This is a genomic window from Actinoplanes palleronii, assembly GCF_016862315.1.
Lineage (GTDB): Bacteria > Actinomycetota > Actinomycetes > Mycobacteriales > Micromonosporaceae > Actinoplanes > Actinoplanes palleronii.
The window spans coordinates 1-26,239 of sequence record NZ_BOMS01000079.1 but is presented as its reverse complement, the minus strand read 5'-3'; the positions used below and the strand labels follow the sequence as shown (position 1 = coordinate 26,239).

19 protein-coding genes, 2 tRNA genes and 1 other RNA gene are annotated in these 26,239 nt (G+C 69.9%); 13 read left to right on the top strand and 9 right to left on the bottom strand.

The window, feature by feature from the left end:
• Positions 1-55: 55 nt before the first annotated feature.
• A complete protein-coding gene (gene deoD / locus Apa02nite_RS26055; RefSeq protein ID WP_067690844.1) occupies positions 56-769 on the bottom strand; it encodes a purine-nucleoside phosphorylase in 714 nt (237 codons plus the stop codon).
• Positions 770-884: 115 nt separating this feature from the next.
• Between deoD and Apa02nite_RS26050 the strand changes: the two genes are divergently transcribed.
• From Apa02nite_RS26050 to Apa02nite_RS26040, 3 genes are all read left to right on the top strand, one after another.
• Positions 885-974 (top strand) — tRNA-Ser (locus tag Apa02nite_RS26050).
• A gap of 343 nt (positions 975-1,317) precedes the next feature.
• Complete coding sequence (locus Apa02nite_RS26045; RefSeq protein WP_067690847.1) at positions 1,318-1,527, top strand: hypothetical protein; 210 nt, start codon at positions 1,318-1,320, stop codon at positions 1,525-1,527.
• A gap of 205 nt (positions 1,528-1,732) precedes the next feature.
• Positions 1,733-2,074, top strand: coding sequence for an STAS domain-containing protein (locus tag Apa02nite_RS26040; protein WP_067690851.1), 342 nt, complete (start codon positions 1,733-1,735; stop codon positions 2,072-2,074).
• Between the two features lie 99 nt (positions 2,075-2,173).
• Here Apa02nite_RS26040 and Apa02nite_RS26035 read toward each other — a convergent pair whose 3' ends face one another.
• Positions 2,174-2,554 carry a hypothetical protein gene (locus Apa02nite_RS26035; protein ID WP_203827302.1) on the bottom strand — a complete coding sequence of 127 codons (381 nt, stop codon included), beginning with the start codon at positions 2,552-2,554 and terminating at the stop codon, positions 2,174-2,176.
• Between Apa02nite_RS26035 and Apa02nite_RS26030 the strand changes: the two genes are divergently transcribed.
• Positions 2,553-6,203 (top strand): hypothetical protein, encoded by a 3,651-nt coding sequence (locus Apa02nite_RS26030; RefSeq protein WP_203827301.1) that lies wholly within the window; start codon positions 2,553-2,555, stop codon positions 6,201-6,203. The genes Apa02nite_RS26035 and Apa02nite_RS26030 overlap by 2 nt on opposite strands.
• Positions 6,204-6,254: 51 nt before the next feature.
• Here Apa02nite_RS26030 and Apa02nite_RS26025 read toward each other — a convergent pair.
• Positions 6,255-6,339, bottom strand: a tRNA-Ser gene (locus Apa02nite_RS26025).
• A gap of 82 nt (positions 6,340-6,421) precedes the next feature.
• On the opposite strand from Apa02nite_RS26025, the gene ffs reads away from it, so the two are divergent.
• From ffs to Apa02nite_RS25980, 9 genes are all read left to right on the top strand, one after another.
• An RNA gene (gene ffs / locus Apa02nite_RS26020) (signal recognition particle sRNA small type) lies at positions 6,422-6,517 on the top strand.
• A gap of 95 nt (positions 6,518-6,612) precedes the next feature.
• Complete coding sequence (locus Apa02nite_RS51215; protein ID WP_239164570.1) at positions 6,613-10,638, top strand: DNA polymerase III subunit gamma and tau; 4,026 nt, start codon at positions 6,613-6,615, stop codon at positions 10,636-10,638.
• Between the two features lie 1,020 nt (positions 10,639-11,658).
• A complete protein-coding gene (locus Apa02nite_RS26010) occupies positions 11,659-11,982 on the top strand; it encodes a YbaB/EbfC family nucleoid-associated protein (RefSeq protein ID WP_067690863.1) in 324 nt (107 codons plus the stop codon).
• A gap of 3 nt (positions 11,983-11,985) precedes the next feature.
• On the top strand, positions 11,986-12,579 hold the full coding sequence (gene recR / locus Apa02nite_RS26005; RefSeq protein WP_067690866.1) for a recombination mediator RecR: 594 nt from the start codon (positions 11,986-11,988) through the stop codon (positions 12,577-12,579).
• A 407-nt stretch (positions 12,580-12,986) separates the two neighbouring features.
• Positions 12,987-13,994, top strand: a complete 1,008-nt coding sequence (locus tag Apa02nite_RS26000; RefSeq protein WP_067690868.1) for an ABC transporter permease — start codon at positions 12,987-12,989, stop codon at positions 13,992-13,994.
• Positions 13,995-14,106: 112 nt separating this feature from the next.
• Positions 14,107-15,888 (top strand): ABC transporter substrate-binding protein, encoded by a 1,782-nt coding sequence (locus tag Apa02nite_RS25995; RefSeq protein ID WP_203827300.1) that lies wholly within the window; start codon positions 14,107-14,109, stop codon positions 15,886-15,888.
• 102 nt (positions 15,889-15,990) lie between these two features.
• On the top strand, positions 15,991-16,992 hold the full coding sequence (locus tag Apa02nite_RS25990; protein WP_067690874.1) for an ABC transporter permease: 1,002 nt from the start codon (positions 15,991-15,993) through the stop codon (positions 16,990-16,992).
• Between the two features lie 10 nt (positions 16,993-17,002).
• Positions 17,003-18,037, top strand: coding sequence for an ABC transporter ATP-binding protein (locus tag Apa02nite_RS25985; protein WP_203827299.1), 1,035 nt, complete (start codon positions 17,003-17,005; stop codon positions 18,035-18,037).
• A 35-nt stretch (positions 18,038-18,072) separates the two neighbouring features.
• On the top strand, positions 18,073-19,110 hold the full coding sequence (locus Apa02nite_RS25980) for an ABC transporter ATP-binding protein (RefSeq protein WP_203827298.1): 1,038 nt from the start codon (positions 18,073-18,075) through the stop codon (positions 19,108-19,110).
• Positions 19,111-19,185: 75 nt separating this feature from the next.
• Here Apa02nite_RS25980 and Apa02nite_RS51955 read toward each other — a convergent pair whose 3' ends face one another.
• The 6 genes from Apa02nite_RS51955 to Apa02nite_RS51205 form a co-directional block, all read right to left on the bottom strand.
• Entirely contained in the window at positions 19,186-20,241 is a 1,056-nt protein-coding gene (locus Apa02nite_RS51955) for a calcium-binding protein (RefSeq protein ID WP_203827297.1), read from the bottom strand.
• A 98-nt stretch (positions 20,242-20,339) separates the two neighbouring features.
• Positions 20,340-21,800 (bottom strand): calcium-binding protein, encoded by a 1,461-nt coding sequence (locus tag Apa02nite_RS25970; protein ID WP_203827296.1) that lies wholly within the window; start codon positions 21,798-21,800, stop codon positions 20,340-20,342.
• A 93-nt stretch (positions 21,801-21,893) separates the two neighbouring features.
• Positions 21,894-23,486 (bottom strand): beta-N-acetylhexosaminidase, encoded by a 1,593-nt coding sequence (locus Apa02nite_RS25965; RefSeq protein WP_203827295.1) that lies wholly within the window; start codon positions 23,484-23,486, stop codon positions 21,894-21,896.
• A gap of 6 nt (positions 23,487-23,492) precedes the next feature.
• Entirely contained in the window at positions 23,493-24,644 is a 1,152-nt protein-coding gene (locus tag Apa02nite_RS25960) for a calcium-binding protein (protein ID WP_203827294.1), read from the bottom strand.
• Positions 24,644-25,759: a calcium-binding protein gene (locus Apa02nite_RS25955; protein ID WP_203827293.1), complete on the bottom strand. Its 1,116-nt coding sequence runs from the start codon at positions 25,757-25,759 to the stop codon at positions 24,644-24,646. The genes Apa02nite_RS25960 and Apa02nite_RS25955 overlap by 1 nt, the downstream gene beginning before the upstream one ends.
• A 126-nt stretch (positions 25,760-25,885) precedes the next feature.
• Positions 25,886-26,239, bottom strand: a 354-nt coding sequence (locus Apa02nite_RS51205; protein ID WP_239164569.1) for a hypothetical protein, incomplete at its 5' end; no start/stop codon positions are given.

Below are 26,239 nucleotides of genomic sequence, written 5' to 3'. Positions count from 1 at the left end.
GGGCGTTGCGTGGGGACTTTGGGTGCGGAGCGTGCCCGAACTTGGCTCGGCGCGGTCAGGCGCCGGCGATGATCGTGTCGAGGCCGATCTTGACCATGTTGCTGAAGCCCTGCTCGCGCTGTGCGGACTCCATCGCCTCGCCACGCTTGATGTGATCGCTCACGGTCAGGATGGTGAGCGCCTTGGCGCCGTAGCGAGCCGCGATGGTGTAGATCGCGGCAGACTCCATCTCGACCGCCAGCACGCCGTAGAGGGCGAGCGCGTCGTACAGGTCGGGGCGGTCGGTGTAGAACGCGTCCGCGGCCAGGATCGGGCCGACCCGCATCGGGACGCCCTGGGCCTCGGCGATGTCCACCGCGGTGCGCAGCAGGCCGAAGTCGGCCACCGGGGCGTAGTCGATCAGGCCGTCGAACCGGGCCCGGTTCATGTTGGAATCGGTCGCCGAGCCGATCGCCGCGACCACGTCACCCAGGTTCAGGTCCATCGCGAGGGCGCCGCAGGAGCCGATCCGGATGACCGACTTCACGCCGTACTCGTTGATCAGCTCGTGGGTGTAGATGGAGGCCGACGGCATGCCCATGCCGGAGCCCTGCACCGAGACCCGCTGTCCCTGCCAGGTGCCGGTGAACCCGAGCATCCCGCGGACCTGGGTGTAGCAGACCGCGTCCTCCAGGAACGTCTCCGCGATCCACTTGGCCCGCATCGGGTCGCCGGGCAGCAGCACCCGCTCGGCGATCTCGCCCGGCTTGGCACCGATGTGCACGCTCATACGAGTTCTCCGTCTCATTCGATCTTGTCTGCGATCCTGCCAGGTCAGCGGCCCCGAGATCGGTTATGGGGCACCCGGCGACAAGTGCCCAGGGGCATCCGGTAACGTACTTCCCGGTGGTGTGTCCGAGCGGCCTAAGGAGCACGCCTCGAAAGCGTGTGAGGGTGCAAGCCCTCCAAGGGTTCAAATCCCTTCACCACCGCCAACAAGAGCCCGATCCGTCTGGATCGGGCTCTCTTGTTTTCTCTCGTCTCGTACGTCACTCTGTGTGCCTTGCGGGAGGGTCGACCGGGCGTACCGGCGGCACCTCGTCCGTTCGGTCGTTCTCCATGATCAGCGGCACTCTTGTAACAGGCAGATGTCGTCGCACGTCAAAGCCCTGAGTTACGTTCCGTAGTGGATCGGGGACGGCCCAGCGACATAGGGTGTCGCGCAAGTCACGCAACCCAAATACACCGGATCAGACAATGTGGTTCCGACCGGACGACGAGAAACTTTCATAGAATCGCCCCACCTAGGTTCGTCGATGCCTGTCGTAGATTTGACACGTGAGAGTTGAGCATCACTGGTGGAATGGCGACGTCCGGCTTCAGCGCCGCGACGTCTACGTCCGCACCGACGGTGTCCTGTGGGAGGTCGAGGCCCAATTGGGCGGCCCCGAGGGGAAGTCGAAGGTGCAGCAGTGTCCCGGCCGGTCATCAGCGATGATTCTGGCCGACGCGTGGCGCGGTCCACGCTGGCGGTGGCGCGAGCTCTGAGCGCCAGGAGCCCGGGCTGTGCCGTTGTTGCTTGACTGTCTCGGCCAGCCTTCGATGAGGCCGGATCCCCCGATGGGGTCCGGCCTTTTTCGCTGGGTGCGGGGCCCGATGGTCACGCCAGGATGCGACGCACCTTGAGTCCGATGTGCGCGGTTAGCGACGATCTAACCTGAATTTCCATCCCACCGGGCAGGAAGCGATCGTCATGCGGGCCATCATCACCGAACACCGACCCGATGTCGCCGTGCTGCATCTCAAGGGCGAACTGGACGCCGACTCGGCCCGGGAATTGCAGACCGTCCTGGCCGAGCTCCTCAAGAGACCGGTGCCCCGGATCGTCGTGGACCTGACCGCGCTGAAGTTCTGCGATTCGGTCGGTCTGAGCGCGTTCATCACCAGCAAGCAGGTGATCGCGGACCGGGGCGGCTGGCTCAGCTTCGCCGGGCCGCGGCCGTTCATGGCCCGGCTGCTGGAGACGGTCGGTCTGGGCCGCTATTTCGCCATCTTCCCGGAGATCGACGACGCGATAGCTGCCGGCCAGCTATAGGTCGGCACGGGAGCGTCGCCGCCTACCACCTGCGGGTTCCCGCATTTTGGGATATCTGCCTTAGTGAATATTCACCCTGACAAGATCTCCGTCGATGGCTCAAGCCGTCGATGCGATCCGGGGGGAATTCGTGAGGCGTTGGAGCGCCGCTGTGCTCAGCGGCCTGGTCATAGCAGTCGGGTTGCCGGCGGCGGCGTACGCGGAGGATCCGTCGCCGCCGGTCACACCCTTGTCATCCACGGCGGCGCCGGCACCGTCCACCGTGTCGCCCGCACCGCCGACACCCACGCGGTCGCCGGTCGCGCCGACCTCGCCGGAGCCGTCGGCTTCGCCGGTCTCGCCGTCGCCGACCCTCAGCCCGCCCGCCGGGCCGGGCACGACCACGGCCACCACCCCGCCGCCCACGCTGTCCCCGACCTTGTCGTCGCCCGCCTCGCCGTCGGCCTCGGCGGTCGAAGGCTGCGGCGGCACACTGGCCATGGGCGAGCCGGAGACCTGCGACGCGTTGCGCGGTGCGGAGCACCACACCTGGACGATCACCACCACGCTGCCGAACGAGCGGGTCCTCACCCAGTTCAACGCGGTCGGCGACTCCGCACAGGCGATCCTGCACACCCCGGACGGCTCCTGCTCGCTCGGCCCGTACCCGGGTGAGTGCACCGTCGAGCAGCCCGGCACGTACCAGGTCGACGTCTACCTCTACTACCGCGAGGGTGAGGCGTCGTACGGAATCGGTGTGGAATCCCGTGACGCGCCCTCCTCCTGCACCACCCTCGATCCGGCCACCTTCACCGTGCACGGCGCCGCGCTGTCCCGGTCGGCGGCCCGCGGCTCGGCCGGTGACTGCTACCGCTTCGAGGGCCAGGCCGGCATGCGGCTGACTGTGGAGACCAGCGGCACCACCACGGCACCGGGCTACTCCGCCGACATCCGGGGCACGCTCCTGGACCCCTCCGGCGAGCAGGTCTGCCCGATCCAGTTCGGTGGCGGCGACTGCACGCTGACCGCGAACGGCACCCACTCGTTCTTCCTGACCGACGACTACGGCAGCGCGGTGGACTACACGCTGCGCCTGATCCGTACCGACCAGCCGATCGGCTGTGGCGCGCTTGTCGAGGGTGCGTTCGGCCCGCTGAGCGCCGGCCAGGTGGTCGCCGGTGAGCTCGGCACCGCCGAGTTCACCTGCTACTCGGTGCACCTGACGGCCGGCACGAAGTCGGTGCGTACCGTCGACGGCGGCCAGATCGACTGGGAGCTCAGCAACGCCGCGGGGCGGATCTGCTCCGAGTACGACCATCTGTCCTGCGAGGTGCCCGCGACCGGGGACTACACCCTGTGGCTGCGGCACCCGGACTGGACCGGGAACCCGACGAGCTTCCGGGCGTCGATCGTCGACGTGGCAGGGGACGTGGGTTGCGCGCCGGTCGTCGGCATCGGGTGGGACCAGCCGGTCGTCACGTTCACCCCGACGAGCCCGGTGGAGGTGTTCTGCCAGCCGTTCGCGGCGCAGCCCGGCGAGCGGGTGATCGTTTACGCGTCCGGCGGCGGGGTCACCCGGATCACCGACAGCAGCGGCACCTCGATCTGCTCCGAGTACGAGTCGGACCAGGACGGGTGCGTGCTGCCCGGCTCCGGGCCGTACCGGGTGATCACCGAGGCGGACGACACCGACCCGGTGACCCTGCAGATCCGGTCGCTCTCCGCGGCGACCGGCTGCCCGGAGATCACCCCCGGCGCGTACGGAACGGGACCGGCCGGCGCGCTCGGCGGGATCCGGTGCCGGACCCTGGACGTGCCCGCGGCGGGCCGGTACCTGGTCCGCGTGGTGGACGACGAGAACTACGAGACCTGGTCGCAGGTCTACACGCCGGACGGCAAGCGGCTCTGCCAGGCCGGTTACCTCTGCCCGTTCCCGGCCGCCGGGAAGTACACGCTGGTCGTCGGGGGTGGCAACAGCGGGGTGCGGGACGGCTCCTACGCGACCGTCTTCACCGCGCCGAACGGCCCGGGCTGTGTTCCGGTCACCGAGCAGGGCCTGGCCACCGGCGCGATCCGCGGCTCGTTCGGCATCGCCGGCGAGACCGACTGCCTCCAGCTGTCCAGCCCGGCCGGCGCGAAGATCAGCGTGCTGACCCCGTCGCGGGCGACCGGAGCGGCGCGGCCGGACTGGACCCTGATCAACGCGGCCGGTGACGACCTTTGTTCGACGAACAACTGCGTGCTGACCGGGGCGGCGCCGTACCGGCTCCTGCTCAACGCGCCGGAGGACTCGGCGCCCGGCGACTACGCGGTCGTGGTGCAGCGGCTCGACCAGATCACCGGCTGCGGCACACTGCCGGCCGGCCTGATCGGAAAACCGGCCGGGCTGACCACAACGTTCTCCAGCACGAAGTTCGCCACCTGCTGGACCATCCCGGGGACGCAGCACACTGCCTCGGAGATCGTGTCGTTCGCGTCGGTGAGCGGTACCGGCTACGCCGTGCTGACCGTCAAGGACAGTCTCACCGGCGCGGAGGTGTGCGGGTCGTACAGCACCTCCGCGATCGTCCTGCGGTGCAAGTTCCAGACCGGCAAGGCGTACGTCGCGGTGCTGACCGCGGCCGCCGAGAACGCCCAGTACCGGGTCGCCCGCCGGGACGCCACCGGCACGAACTGCCAGACGCCGGCCAACACGGTGCTCGGCGGGAGCGCCGCGACCGGCACCCTGACCGCGCTGGACGACGTCCGGTGTTATCGGGTCACCGCCGCGGCGAGCAGCAACTACTGGCTCGGCGTCCGCAGCACCGACTACGACGCGAGGTACTGGATCACCGACGCCGCGGGCACCGACCGGTGCGCCGGATACGTGGTGCCGTGCCGGGTCAGCGGGGCGACGTCGTACCTGCTGTTCGTCCGGTCGGCCACCGCGGGCGCGGTGCCCTACGCCGTGGACACCTGGAACCTCGGCACCGCGGACAAGCCGGCGGCGCAGTGCCCGGCGGTCACCGGGGTGCCCGGGTTCAGCCGTGCCGGCACCCTGGACGCCGCGCACACCGCGATCTGCGTGGCCGTGCCGGTGATCAACGGGCGGAGCGACTTCCGCGCGGTGATCACCAACCCGGCCGGGGGCGAGGCGCTGCCCGAGCCGTACTACTTCTCCACCCTCGGTACCGGGACCGGAATCGTGCGCTGCTCGTGGGCCAGTGGGGGACGTGGGTGTGACGCGTATGTGTCGTACCCGGCACCGAAGTCGTCCACAGCGCTGTTCGTGCTGGCGCCCGAGCAGGCGAGCGGGACGTTCCCGTACCGGGTGGGGACGATCTGCGACTCGGATCCCTGCAAGGTCACCTCGTCGACTCCGGCGAGCGCGTCGAACCTCGGGCCGGTCACGCTGACCCTGCGCGGCGAGGCCCTCGCGGCCGGCGACCGGGTGCAGCTCAACCACGCCGGGTCGGCCTCGATCACGGCGGCGGTGCAGAGCGTCTCGGACGGCGTCCTGACCGCCACCGCGAACCTCACCGGGGTGGCACCGGGCGTCTGGGACATCGCGGTGTCCTCGGACACCGACTGGCGGCAGGGCACGCTGTACGGCGGACTGACCGTGACCACCACCACGCTGAAGCTCGTCAAGGCACCGGTGATCAGCGGGACGGTCCGGGTCGGCGCCACGGTCCGGGCCGTGGCCGGCAGCTGGACTCCGGCGGCGACCGGTTACGCGTACCAGTGGGCCGCGAACGGGGCGGCGATCAAGGGAGCGACCGGATCGTCGTACGTCATCCCTGGTTCTCTCCGCGGCAAACGGATCACCGTGACGGTTACCGCCAAGCGTGCCAACCGGCTGAATTCTCCGGCGGTGTCCGCCGGCGGCACGGTGGGCTGGGGCGTCGCGCCGAAGGCGACGACGTCGCCGAAGATCGCCGGGACGGTCAAGGCAGGCCGCAAGGTCAAGGTCGCGGTGGGCACCTGGTCGCCGAGAGCAGATTCCTATCGGTACGAATGGCGAGTCGGCGGCAAACTGGTCGCCACCGGCTCGACCTTGACGCTCAAGAAGTCCTGGGGCGGCAAGAAGGTGACCGTGACGGTGATCGCCAAGCGGACCGGTTGCTACGACGGCCGGAGGACCAGCGGCAGCGTGAAGATCAAGCGCTGACCGGGCAGACGAAGAAGGCCGGACCCGCTTGGGTCCGGCCTTTCATCGGTGCGGAGGATACGAGATTCGAACTCGTGAGGGGTTTCCCCCAACACGCTTTCCAAGCGTGCGCCCTAGGCCACTAGGCGAATCCTCCGTGCGCCAGAATACGGCTCGGCGGGACACCCCACGCATCGGGGGTCGGCGCAACGGACTTTACCCGGCCGGGTAGGCTGTCGATCAGCCCCTCGTGCGGCGTCATCCTGTGAACCTCCCCAGGGCCGGAAGGCAGCAAGGATAAGCGGGCTCTGACGGGTGCACGAGGGGTCCTTTCGTTGTCTCCTCCCCGCGACTTCCCCTGTTAGGGCATGTCGTTTGTTCTTGTCACACCCTCGACGGAGAATGGCGCGGTCGTCAGGAGGTGGCAGGAGTGGCTCTCGCCCTCTACCGGAAGTACCGGCCGCGCACGTTCGCGGAGGTCATCGGTCAGGAACACGTGACCGAGCCGCTGTCGCAGGCGTTGCGCAGCGGCCGGCTCAACCACGCCTATCTCTTCTCCGGGCCACGCGGCTGCGGCAAGACGTCCAGCGCGCGCATCCTGGCCCGCTCGCTCAACTGTGAGCAGGGCCCGACCCCGGACCCGTGCGGTGTCTGCGGCTCCTGCAAGTCCCTGGCGACCGACGGCGCCGGCTCGATCGACGTGATCGAGATCGACGCGGCCAGCCACGGCGGCGTCGACGACGCCCGTGAGCTGCGGGAGAAGGCGTTCTTCGCGCCCGCCAACAGCCGCTTCAAGATTTACGTGATCGACGAGGCGCACATGGTCTCGTCGGCCGGCTTCAACGCGCTGCTCAAGCTCGTCGAGGAGCCCCCGGAGTACGTGAAGTTCATCTTCGCGACCACCGAGCCCGACAAGGTGCTCGGCACGATCCGCTCGCGGACCCATCACTACCCGTTCCGGCTGATCCCGCCGGCGACGCTCCGGCCGTACCTGCAGAAGCTCACCGAGGCTGAAGGCGTGCACGTCGAGCCGGCGGTCTTCCCGCTCGTGGTGCGGGCCGGCGGTGGCAGCGCCCGGGACAGCCTCTCGGTCCTCGACCAGCTGATCGCCGGCGCCGGCGAGGGCGGCGTCAGCTACGCCCGCGCGGTCGCCCTGCTCGGCGTCACCGACGTGGCCCTGATCGACGAGATGTGTGACGCGCTGGCCGCCGGTGACGGCGCCGCCGCCTATACGACGATCGACCGGGTCGCCGAGGCCGGCCACGACGCCCGCCGCTTCGCCTCCGACCTGCTCGAACGCCTCCGCGACCTGATCGTCCTGCAGCAGGTCCCGGACGCGGTGGCCAAGGGCCTGATCGACGGACCGGCCGACCAGCTCGAGGCGATGCACGCCCAGGCCGGCAAGCTGGGCCCGGCGACGCTCTCCCGCAGCGCCGACATCGTGCACAACGGCCTGGTGGAGATGCGCGGCACCACCGCACCCCGCCTGCTCCTCGAGCTGATCACCGCCCGGATGCTGCTCCCCGGCGCCGAGGACTCGACCGGCGCGCTGCTGCAGCGCCTGGAACGCCTGGAGCGAAGCGGCCCGCCGGTGGGGTCCACCGCGGTAGCCCCGGCTGCCGCGGCGGCTCCAGCGGTCGCTGAGGCGGCTCCGGCGGTCACCGCGTCGGTTCCGGGTGACGCCGACGGTGCGGCGGCCTCCGGGTCCGGCTCCGGGTCCGGTCTCGCCGGTCTCGCGGCGGCCCGTGCGGCCGTGGCGGCGGCCCGGCGGGCACCTGGCGGCGCAGCGCGACCGGTCTCGCCCGCGCCGGGCGGCTCGGCTCCCGCGGTCGCGCCGGTTTCGGCTTCCTCGATCGCGCCGGTTTCGGCTCCCGCGCCCGCGCCCGCGCCGGTTTCGGCTTCCTCGGTCGCACCGGTGTCGGCGGCTCCCGCTGCGCCGGTCTCGCCTGCTGGGCCGCCGGTCTCGCCTGCTGGGCCGGCTGCGGCTGCTCCGTCCGTGCCGGTTGCCGGCTCGTCCGTGGCCGATGGTCCGTCGGCCACGGTTGTTGCCGCGCCGACGGCTGCTTCCGCGCCTTCCGGTGCCCCCGCGCCTTCTCCTGCCCCCGCGCCTCCTGCCGCGCCCGCGTCCTCTTCTGCGGCTGCGCCGGGTTCGGAGGACGCTTCCGCGGCTGCGTCTTCGGTGACCGGCTCCGGTCGGCAGTCCTCTGCGGCCGGCTCTGCCGGGCGGGGTGAGTCTGACTGGAACCACGTCGCCGACGGCGGCGACCAGGCTCCGCCGCCCGAGTACTACGACGATGAGCCGCCCTGGGACGAGGACCCGCCGGAGGACCTGGATCAGCCCACCCCGCCTCGGCAGCAGACGGATGAGCGGCTGGAGAAGGTCCGCGGAGCCTGGCTGGCTCTCGCCCGGCAGCAGCAGCGCGTCCAGGCGATGCTGGACGCCGGCATCGGCGTGCGCGAGGTGGCCGGCGACACCGTCGTCTTCGCCGCCCCGTCGCAGGCCATCGCGGATCGCTTCCTGAAGTGGACGAACGCCATCGCCACCGAGCTCGGCCGGCTCCTGGGCGGCCGCTGGCAGATCCGCTGCGAGACGGGCGAGGCGGCACCCGCCGGCCCGCCTCGCAACGCCGCCCCCCGAGGCCCGTCCGGATCCTCCCGCGACCAGTCCGCGGGCCGCGACCAGTCCGCCGGCCGCCGCATGGCCGGCCCGTCGGCGTCAGCGACTCCGTCCACGTCCGCCCCTGAACGAAACTCCGGCCGCACCGAGTCCCGCCCGTCCCGCCCGCAGCGCCCCGCCGCCCCCGACGCCGACGACGACTGGCCGCCATCCGCCACCAGTACCGCTGACACCCCCCTGACCCCGGCACCTCCCACTCAGCCCGCGCCCAGCGGCCTCAGCGCCGCCCAGCCCGTGCCCGGCGGCCTCAGCGCCGCCCAGCCCGCCCAGCCCGCCCGGTCTGCCCCTGGCGTGCCAAGCGGCCCGGCTGCTGCGTCCGGCGCGCCCGTGCCCGGCGTGCCCGGCGGGTCAGTCGCTGCGCCGTCCGGGACGGCCGTCCACGGCGTGTCGCCTTCCGGCGTGTCGGGTGGGCCGACTGCCAACGTGCCTGGCGCGTTCGGTCCGACCGCTGCCGTGCCTGGCGCGTTCGGTCCGGGTGCCGGCGGGTCCGCAGGCACCGGGTCCGCTTCCAACGTGGCGGCCGCTTCCTCCACGGCAGGTGCGTCGAGCGACGACGACACCGGCTGGCCGGAGCCCGTTCGCCCGGGAACCGCGGCGCTCAAGCCCACCAAGCCAGCGGCCGCCGACGACTGGCCCGAAACGGTCAAGCCCGGCACCCGCGCTCCCGACGCGGCTGGCAGCCGCCCCGCAGCGACCAGCGAAGCCGGCCTGTCCACTCCCGGACCTGGCGCGTCCGCGTCACACCATGCTCCGGCCGCGGCGCCGCTGTCCTCCGGCTCAGCTGTCGACGGCTCGGCTTCCGGTGGCACCGAGGCGTCGGCCGGCCCCTCGATGTCCACCGCGCCTTCGACGCCCGACCCGGCTGCGGCGGCCTTCTCCGCGGCTGGCCCGTTCGAAGCGGCGTCACCCGCGCCTGGCTCCGCGCAAGGTTTCGCCTCGCCCGGAGAGGCAGGTCCGGGAGGCTCGGCCGCAGACCCGGGTCGAGCAGCTAGCCCGGTCGGCTCTGAGGCCCCGGCTGGCTCTGGGGGCCCGGTTGGATCAGGCGCCCCGGCTGGCTCTGGGGGCCCGGGTGGTTTCGGTGGTTCGGCTGGAGGAGCAGGCTTTGGCGAAACGACCGGACCGGAAGGCTCGGGCGGGCCAACAGGTCTGAGCGGAGCAACTGACCCGGAAGGCCCGGGTGGGGCAGCAGCCCTGAGCGGAGCAGGAAGCCTGGACGGAGCGGCCGGCTCGGGCGGACCAGGTGAAGCGGCAGGTTCGGCACCGGCGCCCGGCTCGGCTGGTGCTGGTGACTCGGCGATGGCTTTGGCCCGTGCTGCCGCGGCCGCTGCTTCTGCCGCACAAGCTTCGCGGCCGGCTGCGGGTGCACAGGCGGCCCCTGCGGCACCGGCGCGTCCGGGGGCTCCGGTTCGTTCCGCTGCGATGGAGGCGGCTCGGGCCGCTGCGGCACGCGGTGGCAACACGGCGCCCGGTGGCGGCCTGGCTGCCGCCCGCGCGGCAGCTGCTCGCGGCAATGCGGCCCCGGGACACGCTGCCGCCGGTTCGGCGGCTCAGCCGGCCGGTTCCGCCTTCTCGGACGGCACCCCGATCGGCGAGGCGCCCTACGACCCCGAATATGACGGCCCGCCCCCACCCGCCGAAGCCGGCTACGAGGGCTTCGACCCGGGCGACGAACCGTCGGACGAAGTGATCGACGAGAAGACAGCCCGCCAGAGCAGCGAGGAACAAGCCCTGCAGCTGCTCCGCAACGCCTTCGGCGCCGAGAAGATCGGCGAGATGTAACCCGCCGCCCCACCCGCCGCCGCCATCCACCTCGGGCCGAGCACGACCCGAGGCTCCTGGGGCGTGCCCACTAGGAGTGCGCGGTCCGGGTTCGTGGGGCGGTGGGAGTGCGCGGTCCGCGTTAGTGGGGCGGTGGGAGTGCGCGGTCCGCGTTAGTGGGGCGGTGAGAGTCCGCGGTCCGCGTTAGTGGGGCGGTGGGAGTGCGCGGTCCGGGTTCGTGGGGCGGTGGGAGTGCGCGGTCCGCGTTAGTGGGGCGGTGAGAGTCCGCGTCCGGCTGGCAGCGGGGCGGTAGCGGCACGCAATCACGTTGTGCGGCCTGTTACCGCCCACCCCGGGGCGGTAACAGGCCGCGGTGCGGCATTGCGTGCACGCACCGCCCTTCCCCAGGGGCAGCTGCCGCATTTTTTATCGGCCATTGCGGGTCCGCCGCCGGTTGGCCGCATCGCTGACTTCTCGCCCGCGCGCTCGGCTGGCTGGCCGGCTGGCGCTGGCAGCCCACCTCGCGCCCCAAACGGCGCGATCTTGGAGAGCTCGGCCCGCATATCGACCACAAGTCACCAAGATCGCAGCGATGCCACAGCGGGGAAGAGGTCGCTGCGAGGCGGGGCGGCGGCCAGAGCGCAGTTGCGGCGGCCGTGAGGGGAAACGGTGGCCGTGAGGCAGCGGCGACCGGCCGGGGAGCGGCGGCCGTGCGGGAGGTGGCGGCCGTGCGGGAGGTGGCGGCCGTGCGGGAGGTGGCGGCCGTGCGGGAAGTGGTGGCCGTGCGGGGACGGCGGCCGTGCGGGAAGTGGCGGCCGTCCGGGAATGGTGGCCGGGAGGCAGTGGCGGGCGTGTGGGGAGTGGTGGGCGTGTGGGGAACGGGGGTGGGGTGCGACGGGGCGAGGGTTGGGCGCGGCGTTGTGGTGGGCTGCCTGGGGAACGGATGGCTGGCGGCTACGCTGGCGGCGGTTGAATCGGGCGCCGTCGGGTCATTGATGGCGGTTGTCCGTGAGAGACAGTGACTAGTTGAGGAGCGGTGCCATGCGCCCCGGTGGACAGCCGAACATGCAGCAGATCATGAAGCAGGCGCAGAAGATGCAGCAGCAGGTCGCGAAGGCGCAGGCCGAACTGGCCGAGGCCGAGCTGACCGGTACCGCCGGCGGTGGGCTGGTGACCGTGACGGTGACCGGGCTGGGTGAGTTCAAGGCTGTGAAGATCGACCCGAAGGCGGTCGACGCCGATGACGTCGAGACGCTCGAGGACCTCATTCTCGCGGCGATCCACAATGCCGCCGAGGAGCAGCGTGAGCTGCAAGAGGCGAAGATGGGTCCGGCCACCGGCGGTCTCACCCTGCCGGGGTTCTGACCTGTGTACGAGGGTGCCATCCAGGACCTGATCGATGAGCTGGGCCGGCTGCCGGGCGTGGGCCCGAAGTCGGCTCAGCGCATCGCGTTCCACGTGCTGTCCGCGGATCCGGCGGACGTCAACCGGCTGGCCACCGCGTTGCGCAAGGTGAAGGAACTGGTCCGGTTCTGCACCACCTGCTTCAACGTGGCCGAGTCCGAGCAGTGCCGGTACTGCCGCGACCCACGTCGTACCAATGAAGTGCTCTGTGTGGTCGAGGAGCCGAAGGACATCGTCGCGATCGAGCGGACCGGTGAGTTCCGCGGCCGGTACCACGTTCTCGGCGGGGCGATCAATCCGCTGGAGGGCGTGGGGCCGGACAACCTGCGGATCCGGGAGCTGCTGATGCGGCTGGGCACCGGTGAGGTCCGTGAGCTGATCCTGGCCACCGACCCGAACACCGAGGGCGAGGCCACCGCCACCTACCTGGGGCTGATGATCAAGCCGATGGGTATTTCGGTGACCCGGCTGGCGAGCGGTTTGCCGGTCGGTGGTGACCTTGAGTATGCGGACGAAATTACGTTGGGTAGGGCGTTCGAAGGTCGCCGCGCGATCTGAATTTACATGCGGTAACGCCACCGTAACGTCATGCAACCTGTTTGGCCCGGATTGGCTACTTGCGAGCTCCTTAAGCGGTACCTTCCGTTTGTGCGGCGTCTAGGTCACGGTGACATCACGAGGGAGACACGGAAGCATCCGCGTGCGGTCGGTGAGCTTGACCCGGGCACCGCACTAGGTGAATGTTCCTCTCGACAGCGGCCACATCCGCTGTCGGGTGCCCTCGTGATTCCGGCCTCATCTCGGCTGGACTGCATGAGGGCCGGCACTCGAGGCATGCGATAACCGATCGGTTTACCGCTCGCAACGTGGGCCATTGTCTCCGCGCCGTGGGATCTTCCGTGTACCACGCGCCGGTGACTGTGGACTCCCGCTGCGCGGTGGCCGGGAGAGGACCGGCGAAACAGATGTCGCTTGGCCCAGAAGCGTCGGTCACCGACGACAAGTCGGCACCGACGGCCGACGCGGCTGACGTGCGGGGGCCCGCTGAGAAAGTGATCGCGGGCCGGTCTCTGAAGCAGATCGCGTGGCGCCGGCTGAAGAAGGACAAGGTTGCGATCGGTGGCGGCGTCGTCGTCATCCTGCTGGTCCTGGTCGCCATTCTGGCGCCGGTCCTGGTCGCCCTTCTCGGTCATCCGCCGGACGAGTATCACCAGGACCAGATCGATGCGACCTTCGGTACGCCGAAGGGCTCCTTCGGTGGCATCAGCTCGGACTTCATCCTCGGTGTCGAGCCGACCTCCGGCCGGGACGTCTTCAGCCGGATCGTCTACGGCGCGCAGACCTCGCTGACGGTCGCGTTCCTCTCCGCGCTCGTCTCGACCATCCTCGGCGTGATCTTCGGCCTGTCCGCGGGTTTCCTGGGCGGCTGGGTCGACGCGGTGATCAGCCGGGTGATGGACTTCCTGCTGGCCTTCCCGCAGCTGCTGTTCTCGATCGCCCTGGTCTCGGTGGTGCCCTACGAGATGCTCGGCCTGAACGCCCGCTGGTCCCGCGTACTGGTGCTGGTCTGTGTGATCGGCTTCTTCGGCTGGCCGTACATCGGCCGGATCGTCCGCGGTCAGACCCTGTCCCTGCGGGAACGCGAGTTCGTCGAGGCGGCGCGCAGCATGGGCGCCCGGTCGCCTCGGATCCTGGTCCGGGAGCTGCTCCCGAACCTGGCGGCGCCGATCCTGGTCTACACCACTCTGATCATCCCGACGAACATCCTCACCGAGGCCGCGTTGAGCTTCCTCGGCGTCGGTATCCCACCGCCGAACCCGTCCTGGGGCGGCATGTTGTCGGACGCGGTCGCGACCTACTCGATCTCACCGATGTACATGATCATCCCGGGCGCGACGATCTTCATCACGGTGCTGGCCTTCAACCTCTTCGGTGACGGCCTGCGTGACGCGCTCGACCCGAAGGCCCGCTGACCCAGGGGCCAGGACGCGCTCGACCCGAAGGCCCGCTGATTCAGGGGCAGCTGGAACATCGCATGTTTCGCGGACCGGCTCGGTTCCGCTGTTCGAGGAGGTAGGAGTACAGGTGTCCAGGAAGACTAGGGCGTTTGCGGCGGCCGGCGTCGCACTCGCGCTCGGCCTCACGTCCGCTGCCTGCAGCGGCAATAAGAGCGACGACAAGGGCGGCACCACGAGCGGTGGCAAGTCCGCTTACAACGCCGCCATCACCGACGTGGTGAACCCGTCCACCACCAAGGGCGGCACGCTGAACCTGTGGACCGCACAGGATGCCGACTTCTGGGACCCGGCGCGTGGCTACTACGCGTTCGTCTGGAACCTGAACCGGCTCTACACCCGGAAGCTGGTCGACTACGCGGCCTCCCCGGGCAAGAGCGGCCTGGAGCTGGCGCCCGACCTGGCGTCCGCCATGCCGGAGATCAGCGCCGACAAGCTGACCTACACGTTCAAGCTGAAGACCGGCACCAAGTTCGACGACGGCGCCGCCATCACGTCGAAGGACATCAAGTACGGCATCGAGCGGATCTTCGCTCAGGACGTCGTCCCCGGCGGCCCGGTCTACCTGATCGACATCCTCGACCAGGGCCAGGGCTACAAGGGTCCGTACAAGGACACCGACGCGAACAAGCTCGGTCTGAAGTCGGTGGAGACGCCGGACGACCAGACCATCATCTTCCACCTGAAGAAGGCCCAGTCGGACTTCCTCTACCTGCTGGCCATGCCGGGCGCCGGCCCGGTGCCGCAGAAGCGGGACACCGGTGCGCAGTACAACTCGGCGCCCGCCGCCTCCGGCCCGTACATGTTCAAGGCCGGCAGCATCCAGCCCGGCAAGGGCGTCGTGTGGGTCCGGAACCCCAACTGGGACCCGGCCACCGACACCATCCGCAAGGCGCTGCCGGACCAGATCAACCTGACGGTCACCACCAACGCCGAGGACATGGACAGCCGGCTGATGGCCGGTACCGCTGACATCGACGTCGGCCAGACCGGTGTGCAGGCGACCGCGCGTACCAAGATCCTCCAGGACCCCGCCCTGAAGGCGAACGCGGACACCCCGGCCACCGGCTTCATCCGGTACGCCGCGCTGGCGACCTCGGTCGCGCCGTTCGACAACATCGAGTGCCGCAAGGCGGTCTTCTACGCCGCTGACCCGACCTCGCTGCAGACCGCGCGTGGTGGCCCGATCGCCGGTGGCGACATCGGCACCAGCATGCTGCCGCCGAACATCGCGGGCTCGGACGCCAAGTACGACCCGTTCAACCGCCTCCAGGGCAAGCCGCAGATCGAGGAGGCCAAGAAGGCCCTCGCCGCGTGTGGCAAGCCGAACGGTTTCGACACCACCATCGCGGTGCGTAACAACAAGCCGGCTGAGGTCAAGTCCGCTGAGGCGCTGCAGGCCGCGCTCAAGCAGGCCAACATCAACGCCAAGATCGAGCAGTACGACGGCGCGCAGCTCTCTTCCGTGATCGGTGCCCCCGACAACGTGAAGGCCAAGGGCTACGGCATCCAGATCGCCGGCTGGGGAGCTGACTACCCGACCGGTTCCGGTTACCTGCAGCCGCTGGTCGACAGCCGCTTCATCCTGAAGAACGGCAACTACAACCTGCCGCTGATCAAGGACCCGTCCATCGACGGCCTGTTCGACCAGGCGGCCGGCGAGACGGACGCGACCAAGGCTGCTGCTCTCTACGAGCAGATCAACCACAAGGTCATGGAAGGCGCCTACTACCTGCCGTTCGTGTTCGACAAGGCGCTGAACTACCGCAACCCGCGCCTCACGAACGCCTACATCCACGACGCTTTCGGCCAGATCGACTTCCAGGCCCTCGGCGTCAGCGACGGCAAGTAGCAGTTCCTGATCGCATCGGGTAATTCGAAGGGTTGGTGACGGCCGCCCGCGGCGGGCGGGTGCTGGTTGATTCCGGCACCCGCCCGTCTTCGGCCGAACGACATGGTGGCTTATCTCATCCGGCGGATATTCAACGCCGTCCTCACGCTGCTTGTAGTCACGCTCGTGACTTTCGGCATCTTCTTCATGGTTCCGAAGCTCACCGGCAGCGATCCGGCGTTGCTCTACATCGGCAAGACTGCCGACAAGGTGGCGCTTGATGGCATCCGGGAGAAGATGGGCCTCGCCGACCCGATCATGGTGCAGTACGGGAAGTTCCTGAAGGGTCTGGTGGCCGGCCGCGACTACGCGAACGGCCCGGACGTCACGCACTGCCCGGCACCGTGTCTCGGATACTCGTTCAAGACCGAGCAGGAGGTCACTCCGCTGCTCATGGACGACCTGCCGGTGACGTTCTCACTGGCGCTCGGTGCGGCCATTCTCTGGTTGATCGGTGGCGTCGCCACCGGTGTGATCTCGGCGCTACGAAAAGGTTCGTTACTAGACCGGGTGGTGATGACCGGCGCGCTAGCCGGCGTTTCCTTACCGATTTACTTCACCGGCCTGCTCGCCTCGGCGGTGTTCGTGTACTGGCTGGGCTGGCTGCCACAGGGTCAGTACGTGCCGTTCCTGGAGAGTCCGGCTGACTGGTTCGTCCAGTTGCTCTTGCCATGGATCACGTTGGCCTTCCTCTTCGCCGCCACGTATGCCCGCCTCACCCGGGCGAACATGCTGGAGACGCTGGGCGAGGACTACATCCGTACGGCACGGGCCAAGGGCCTGCCGGAGCGGACCGTGATCGGCAAGCACGCGCTGCGCTCCGGTCTCACCCCGATCGTCACCATCTTCGGTCTCGACCTGGGTTCGCTGCTCGGCGGCGCGATCCTGACCGAGGCCGTGTTCAACCTGCGTGGCCTCGGCTACCAGGCGCTCCAGGCGATCAAGGGCAACGACCTGCCGGTGATCCTGGGCGTCACGCTGATCGCCGCCACCTTCATCGTGGTCGCCAACCTGGTCGTCGACCTGGTCTACGGCCTCATCGACCCGCGCGTGCGGCTGGGCTGAGGGAGAGGGAATGTCTTCGGTCACCCCGCGTCCGTACCTCGAGGTCAAGGACCTCACTGTCCGGTTCGAGACGGACGACGGCGTCGTGCAGGCGGTCAGCGGATCGAGTTTCTCGCTGGAGGCCGGCAAGACGCTCGGCATCGTCGGCGAGTCCGGCTCCGGCAAGAGCGTCACCTCGCTGGCCGTGCTCGGCCTGCACCGCACCCGTAGCAACGCCAAGGTCACCGGCCAGATCTGGCTGGACGACCAGGAGCTGGTCACCGCGTCCAACGAGGAGGTGCGTGCGCTGCGCGGCGGGAAGATGTCGATGATCTTCCAGGACCCGCTGAGCGCGATGCACCCGTACTTCACGGTCGGTGCGCAGATCGTCGAGGCGTACCGGATCCACCACCCCGGCGTGAACAAGAAGGTGGCGCGCGAGCGGGCCATCGACATGCTCGCCCGGGTCGGCATCCCGCAGCCGTCGCGCCGGTTCAACGACTACGCGCACCAGTTCTCCGGCGGTATGCGCCAGCGCGCGATGATCGCGATGGCGCTGGTCAACGACCCGAAGCTGCTGATCGCCGACGAGCCGACCACGGCACTGGACGTGACCGTGCAGGCGCAGATCCTGGACCTGATCCGGGACCTGCAGGCGGAGTTCGGCTCGGCGGTCATCATGATCACCCACGACCTGGGTGTGGTGGCCGAGCTCGCCGACGACGTCCTGGTGATGTACGGCGGCAAGGTCATCGAGCAGGGCCCGGCGATCGACCTGTTCCAGCGCCCGCAGCATCCGTACACCTGGGGTCTGCTCGGATCGATGCCCCGGATGGACCGTGAGGTCCGGGATCGCCTGACGCCGGTCAAGGGCTCGCCGCCCAGCCTGATCAACCTGCCCTCCGGTTGTGCCTTCCACCCGCGCTGCCCCTACGCGGGACGCAACGGTGACCGGTCCTTCACCGACATCCCGGTGCTGACCGGCGGAGCGCACTCGGTCGCCTGCCACATGTCGGCCGAGGAGCGTACGAAGATCTTCCAGGAAGAAGTGGCACCGAACCTCTGAGCGGGTGACGAGATGAGCAGGAATGTGAGAGAACGATGAGCGAGAACCTGCTCGAGGTGACCGGGCTGCAGAAGCACTTCCCGATCACCAAAGGGTTGTTCAAGCGCCAGGTCGGCGCGGTCCGCGCGGTGGACGGCATCGACCTGACCGTCCAGGCCGGCGAGACGCTGGGCCTGGTCGGCGAGTCCGGCTGCGGCAAGTCGACGGCCGGGCGGCTCTTCACCCGGATCCTGGAACCGACCGCTGGCAAGATCGTCTTCGAGGGTCAGGACATCAGTCACAAGTCGGTGACCCAGATGCGGCCGCTGCGCCGCGACGTCCAGATGATCTTCCAGGACCCGTACTCGTCGCTGAACCCGCGGCACACCATCGGCACGATCATCTCGGCGCCGCTGCAGATCCAGAACATCCCCACCCCGCAGGGCCTCAAGACGGCCGTGCAGGAACTGCTGGAACTGGTCGGGCTCAGCCCGGAGCACTACAACCGGTACCCGCACGAGTTCTCCGGCGGCCAGCGGCAGCGCATCGGCATCGCCCGTGCGCTCGCCCTGCGACCGAAGCTGATCATCGCCGACGAGCCGGTCTCCGCGCTCGACGTGTCGATCCAGGCCCAGGTGGTCAACCTGCTGGAGGACCTGCAGAGCGAGTTCGACCTGACCTACGTCTTCATCGCGCACGACCTGTCGGTGGTCAGGCACATCTCCGACCGCGTCGCCGTGATGTACCTGGGCAAGGTCATGGAGATCGCGCACCGCGACGACCTCTACAAGAACCCGCGGCACCCGTACACGGTGGCGCTGATGTCGGCGGTCCCGGTGCCCGACCCGGTCCGGCGTGACCGCGCCCAGCGCGACCGGGTGCTGCTCACCGGCGACGTGCCGAGCCCGATCAACCCGCCGTCCGGCTGCCGGTTCCGTACCCGCTGCTGGAAGGCGCAGGACATCTGCGCGGTGGAGGAGCCGCCGCTGGTGCGCCGGCTCGACGACCCGGACGGTCACCTGACCGCCTGCCACTTCCCGGTGGTCGAGGACGAGGCGGTGGCCGGCCGCAAGCCGGCGACGATCAACGTCTGATTTCGTACGTACGGAAAAGAGAGGCCGCCCCGCCGGAAACCCGGTGAGGCGGCCTTTCGTCTGTCTGAGACCGTTCTAGCAGCTGATCAGCTCGTCGCGCTGTGCCCACGCGGGCGTGCAGCGGTCGGCGCCGTCGCCGCCGTCGAGCAGGTTCGGCTCACCGTGCGGCTCACCGGCGACCACCTTGACGAGCAGGGTGTCCGCGCCCGCCCCGCCGTACAGTTTCGCGCCACCGTCGAACGTGGTCAGCCGGTCGTTGCCGCCACGGCCCTCCATCACCGTCGACAGGTAGCCGGCACCGGTGAAGACGTTGGCGGCGTTGTTGCCGATGAACGTGGCCGGGCCGGACCCGACGTTCGCCTCGGCACCCTCGAACGAGCCGTCGACCGCGTCGCCCTCGTTCGCCGCGGTGCTCCGGGCCGAGCCGTTGAGGTCGATCCGGATGGTCTCGGCGCCCTCGCGGTAGTGGAGGGTGTCGAAGCCGGGCCCGCCGCTGAGCCGGTCGGGGTAGAACACCGGCACGTCGAACCAGCGGCCGTCGCCGGTCACGTGATCGTTCCCGGCGCCACCCAGCAGCACGTCGGTGCCGTTGTCGCCGATCAGGTGGTCGTTGCCGGTGCTGCCGTAGAGGGTGTCGTTGCCGTCGCTGCCGTAGAGGTTGTCGTTGCCCGCCGCGCCGTCCAGCACGTCGTTGCCGGTGCCGCCGGTGAGGCTGTCGACCGCCGAGCCACCGGTGAGCCGGTCCTGGCCGGGCCCGCCGTCGGCTCGCAGCCGTACGTTGGTGTGGTTGACCGCGACGTCGTTGCCGGTGCCGAGCGTGAGGGTGATCCCCGCCCAGCCCCGCGACGAGGAACAGATGACCTTGGTCTTGTCCCGCTTGACGGCCTTGCAACCGGCGCCGGCCTTGACCGGGACCCGGTCGTCGACGACCAGCCGGGTCCCGGAACGGGTGATCGAGACCCGGTTCGTCGTGCCGGCGGCGGCCGTGTAGACCACGCGGGTGCCGGACTTGTCGGTGACCACGTGGACGACGCCGCCCGCGGCGGCCTGAGCGGGCACCGCGGCGACGCCGAGCACGAGCGGGGCGACCAGGAGCACGCCTGCGCGGGTGAACCAGAGAGAACGCGACATGGGCCGGAGCGTAGGACGCTACGGGACCGTTTCGCTGCCCCGCCGGGCACTGTTCACTGTGGCTTCACTCAAGGCATCCGGTCGCCCGCCCCGTGCCGTCAGAACAGCAGGTCGGAAGGCCAGTACAGCTTCGCGTACTCGCAGTTCACCGTGGTGTCGAGGGCGTCCTGCGGCCAGCAGTCGTCCCCGGTCCCGGTGGCGTCGGCGCCGCCGTCCAGCCGGTCCGCCCCGGTGTCCAGGCCGCCGCCGGTGTTGAGGAAGTCGTCGCCGGCGTCGCCGTAGAGCTGGTCGGCGCCGTCGTCACCGGAGAGGAAGTCGTTGCCGCCGCCGCCACGGATCACGTCCGCGCCGTCGAAACCGCGGATCCGGTTCGCCGACGCGTTACCGGTGATCCGGTCGTTGCCGCTGCCGCCGGCCACGTCCTCGACGTCCGCACCGACCGTGTCGTGCTCGCCGGCGATGCCGTCGTCACGCGAGGCGCCGTCCAGGTCGACGGTCACCGGCGCGGTGTAGGCGAGGTAGCTGACCAGGTCACGGCCGCTCCCGCCGAGGACCACATCCGCGTACGCCTCGTGCGAGCCGTAGTCGGGGTACAGGTCGTCGTTGCCGGCGCCACCCTCGAGCCGGTCCTGCCCCGGACCGCCGTCGAGGTAGTCGTTGCCGCCGAGGCCGCGGAGGGTGTCGTTGCCGGGGCCGCCGATCAGCATGTCCTTGCCGGAGTGGCCGGACAGGACGTCGTTGCCGTTGCCACCCTCGAGGTATTCGAGATCGGACAGCAGGGTGTCGTGCTCGCCGGCCTCGCCGTCGTCGCCCTTGACGCCGTCCAGGTCCGCGACGACCCGCTTGGTGCGCAGCTGGTACTGGACGTAGTCGTTGCCGCCACCACCGCTGATCAGGTCGGCGCCGGTGGAGGCGTACGGGATCCGGGACTGGTTGAACTGGTCCTGGCCGGTCCCGCCGTACTCCTTGTCGTTGCCCTCGTCGCCGGAGACGTGGTCGTCGCCGGCGTCGCCGTACAGGGCGTCGTTGCCGTAGCCGCCGGACAGCTGGTCGTTGCCGGCCCCGGCGTGCAGCCGGTCGGCGCCCATGCCGCCGGTGAGCCGGTCCCGGCCGGCGCCGCCGTAGATCAGGTCGTTGCCGTCGCCGCCGTTGAGCGAGTCGTTGCGCGGGCCGCCGTAGATCCGGTCGTTGCCACTGCCGCCGCTGACCGCGATGGCCAGGTCAGACTTGTTGACCACGGTGTCGTTCTTGGAGCCGAGGAAGACCTGGACGTTGTCGGGTGACGCGAGGGTGCACCGGACCTTGCTGGCGTCGACCTTCTTGCAGCCCTTGCCGGGCTTGAGGGCCACCGCGTCGTCGATGGTGACGGTGCGCCCGGAGCGGGTGACCACGACCTTGTTGGTCTTGTTCGACGCCGCTTTGAAGATCACCCGGCTGGTGCCGGACACCGACGCGACACCGGTGGCGGCCGCCTGCGCGGGCGTCGCGGCGACACCGACCCCGGCGGTGGAGATGAACAGGGCCAGACCGGCTCTGGAGAGCCAGAGAGAACGGGACATCGATATTTCCCCCGTAGCAGAGACTGATCAGCATCATAGATGCTCATCACCGTACGGACGATCCCGTTTCGTCGTTGCCGGTGAGAAACGCGCTCACCAGCGGATCTGTGGGGAGCGGTAGAAGTGGACGCCGCGGCGGGTCCAGCGCGGGCCGTAGGCGGCGAGGCGGTCGCGGAACGAGAGCCAGTCGTGAGTGGACCGCGGTGACCAGCCCAGCTCGGCGATCGCGGCCAGCCGGGGGAACGCCTGGAACTCGACGTCGTCGTAGTCGCGCAGCGTCTCCGACCAGAGCGGCGCCTCGACACCCAGCACCGCGTCGGCCGGCACGCCGTGCGCCCAGATGGCCGGGTCCCAGTCGTACGCGGTGCGCACCTCGATCGTTCCGGCCCAGTGCAGGCCACCCGGGGTGAGCAGGTCGTACTGCATGTCGAGGTAGGTGCGGTCGGCCGGGGAGAGGATCACCTTGGCGCCGGCTCCGGCGGCGGCCGCGACGGTGGGGGTGTCCCGGCTGACCGACCAGTACTGGATCACCGCGTCGGTGGCGGCCGGGGCCGCGGCGATCTCGTGCCAGCCGTACGCGGTCTTGCCGTACTTCGCCACCAGGGGCAGCACCCGCTGCTCGAAGGCCAGGTAGTCCTCGTGCTTGGTGGAGAGCGCCTCGTCGCCGCCGACGTGCAGGTACGGCCCAGGGGTCAGCGCGGCCAGCTGCCGGATCACGTCCTCGACGAAGACGTACGTGCTCTCCTTGCTCGTGCAGAGCGAGCTGTAGCCGACTCTTATGTCGGTCCGCTGCCGCGGCGCGACCCCGTCACAGGTCAGCGACGGGTAGGCGACCTGGGCCGCGTTCACGTGCCCGGGCATGTCGATCTCCGGGACGATCGTCACGAACCGTTCGGCGGCGTACCGGACCAGCTCGCGGTAGTCGGCCTGGGTCAGGTAGCCGGGGCCGAGACCGCGCACGCCGGTGCCCGGTCCGCCGCCGACAGTGGTCAGCCGGGGCCAGCCGTCGATCTCGATCCGCCAGCCCTGATCGTCGGCGAGGTGCAGGTGCAGGTAGTTGAACTTGAAGCGGCTGATCTCGTCGATGTAGCGCTTCACGTCGGCCGGTGGATGGAAGTGCCGGGCCACATCGAGCATCGCGCCGCGGTAGGGGAAGCGGGGCCGGTCGCGGATCAGTCCGGCCGGCACGGTCCAGTTCTCCGGTCGTACCGAAGGAGCCTCGACGGTCGTGGGAAGCAACTGCCGCAACGTCTGCGTCCCGGCGAAGAGCCCGGCGGGGCGGTTGGCGCGCAGCGCCACGCCCTGAGTGCCGACCTCCAGCTGGTAGCCCTCGTCGCCCAGCCAGGGATCGGGGGCGTCGTTGAGCAGCAGGGTGATCGCGGTGGTCCCGGCCGGGCGGACCGGCAGCGGGAAGCCGGTGGCCGGGCGCAGCGCCGCGGCGAGCCGCTCGGCGATCGGCCGCGCGGCCGAGGCCGCGACGAGCACGGTGGTCGCGGTGATCCGAAACGGACCAGACGACGATGGTACGACCTCAGCCGGCGCCGGAATGACGCTGTGCAACGTGATCGGGCCGGGCGCCGGTGGGCTCGCCGCGGACGCGGTGGTCACGCCGAGCGGCAGCAGCAGGGCCCCGGCGACGGTCAGGTGGGCGAGCAGGTTGTGGCGCACCCGCCTGACCGTAGCCATGTGGATCTACCGCTCGCAGTTCACGACCACGTCGACCGGAGCAGCCTTGCACAGGTCGCCGAGGCTCGTGGCGTTGTCGCCGCCGTCGACCTGGTCGGCGTCCTGCGGGTCGCTCAGCTCGATCGCGTCGATCGTGTCGTCGCCGGCCTCGCCGTAGAGCTTGTCCACGCCGTAGTCGCCGACCAGCGTGTCGTTGCCGCCGCCGCCCCGGATCGTGTCGTCGCCCCGGTCGCCGAGGATCGTGTTGGCGGCCGCGTTGCCGATCAGGGTGTCGTTGCCGACCGAACCCTCGAGGATCTCAATGTCGGCGCCGACGGTGTCGTGCTCGCCGGGCGCGCCGTCGTCGCGGGACTGGCCGTCGAGGTCGACCACGACCCCGTTGTGGAACGTGTAGGTGACCGTGTCGACACCGGTGCCGCCGCGGAAGATGTCCGCGCCGAGCGGGATGCTCCCGGCCAGCCCGCGGTCCTCGTTCTCACCGCCGAGCCAGTCGTTGCCGGAGCCGCCGTCGAGCAGGTCGTTGCCGAGCCCGCCCTGCATGTGGTCGCCGTACGTGCCGCCGTAGAGCTTGTCGTCGCCGGTGCCGCCGTCGATCCAGTCCCGGCCGGAGCCGCCGTAGAGCCGGTCGTTGCCGCTCCACCCGGAGATTTCGTCGTCGCCGTAACCGCCGCTGATCGCGTCGTTGCCGGTGTCGCCGCTGAGCAAGTCGTTGCCGGCGCCGCCGCTGATCGCGTCGTTGCCGGTGTCGCCGCCGAGCGAGTCGTTGCCGGACCCGCCGGTGATCGAGTCGTTGCCGGACTGGCCATCGACCTGGGACGGGATGGAGGTCTTGTTGACGAACCGGTCGTTCCTGGTGCCCAGGAGGACCTTGATGAGCGCGGGCGCCTTCGCGGTGGTGCAGCGGACCTTGGTGCTGTCGACCCGCTTGCAGCCCTTGCCCGGCTTGATCGCGTACTTGTCGTCGATGGTGACGGTCCGGCCGGAGCGGGTGACCACGACGTTGTTCGCCTTGCCGGCCCGGGCCGTGAAGCTGATCTCTGTGCCCTTGACCGAGGCAGAGCCGGTGCTCGCGGCCTGGGCCGGTGCGCCCGCGGCCAGGACCGCGGTGCCGGCGAGCAGGGTGAGGCCCGCGCGGGTCAGGATTCGGGTGGTGCGCATCAGAGGTTCTCCACTCGTTCACAGGTGGTCACGACGTCGACGGCGCTGATCTTGCACAGGTCGCCGTTGCTCGTCGCGTTGTCGCCACCGTCGGCTTGGTCGGCCTGCTGGTTCTCCGCAGGCGTGCGCGGCTCGATGGCGTCCAGCGTGTCGTCGCCGGCCTCGCCGAAGAGCTTGTCCCGGCCGTAGTAGCCGCTCAGCTCGTCGTCTCCGGCGCCGCCGCGGATCGTGTCGTCGCCTTCGTCGCCGAAGATCTCGTTGGCCCCGGCGTTGCCGGTCAGCGTGTCGTTGCCGGCCGAGCCGCGGATGTTCTCGATGTCGGCGCCGACGGTGTCGTGCTCGCCCGGCTGGCCGTCGTCACGGGACTTGCCGTCGAGGTCGACAGTGACCGCCCGGCGATGGTCCCAGTAGGAGACCGTGTCCTGCCCGGCACCGCCGCGGAAGATGTCCGCGCCGATCGGGGAACCCATGGCGACCGTCTCGTCCTCGCCGTTCAGGAAGTCGTTGCCGGAGCCGCCGTCGACAAGGTCGTTGCCGGTGCCGCCTTGGACGGAGTCGCTGTAGGTGCCGCCGTAGACCCGGTCGTTGCCGGGGCCGCCGTCGACCCAGTCGGAGCCGGAGCCGCCGTAGACCCGGTCGTTGCCGGAGCTGCCATCGAGAGAGTCGTTGCCGTAGCCGCCGCTGATCACATCGTTACCGGCGTCGCCGATGAGCACGTCGTAGACGGTGCCACCGGTGATCACGTCGTTGCCGGTGCCGCCGTGGACGGTGGACCAGATGTTGGTCTTGTTGACGAACCGGTCGTTCCTGGTGCCCAGGTTGATCTTGAGAAAGTCGGGCGGGTCCTCGGTGGTACAGCGGACCTTGGTGTTGTCGACCCGCTTGCAGCCCCTGCCCGGCTTGATCGCGTCCTTGTCGTCGATGGTGACGGTCCCGCCGGAGCGGGTGATCACGACGTTGTTGGCCTTGCCGGCCCGGGCCGTGAAGATGACCGTGCTGTCCTTCGTCCAGGCGATGCCGGCGCTCGCCGCCTGGGCGGGTGAGGCGGCCGTCAGAACCGCGGTGCCGGCGATCAGAGTCGCACCGGCGCGGGACAGCCAACGTGGACGTGTCAAGTGAATCCTTCCCCCGAAAGATCAGATCGAGGTCGAAGGATATACATAGCTCGCTCGCCGGGAGTTACCCGAAATGACATTCGGGCGGGATCGCGAAATGCGAGCCCGCCCGAAAATCCCGATTTATTAGCCCTCGGGACGGTGGAGCAGAGCGACCGCGAGGGTGTGCACGGCGTCCAAATCGGACGGATCAGCCAGCTTGGCCCGGCCGCCGGTCACGACGTACCACTCGTCGGCGTCCTTGTACTGCACGCGCAGGGTCAGATCGGTGCCGGCCAGCTCGCTGCGCAGGGTCAGGTCGCCGGTCACGACGCCGACCTCGTCGGTCATCACCCCGCCCGGACCAGGCACGATGTCAGTGGTCTTGCTCTTCACCTCCGGGCCAGGCGAGGCCTCAGCCGGAGGTGCGGCCTCAGCCGGAGGTGCGGCCTCAGCCGGAGGTGCGGCCTCAGCCGGAGGTGCGGCCTCAGCCGGAGGTGC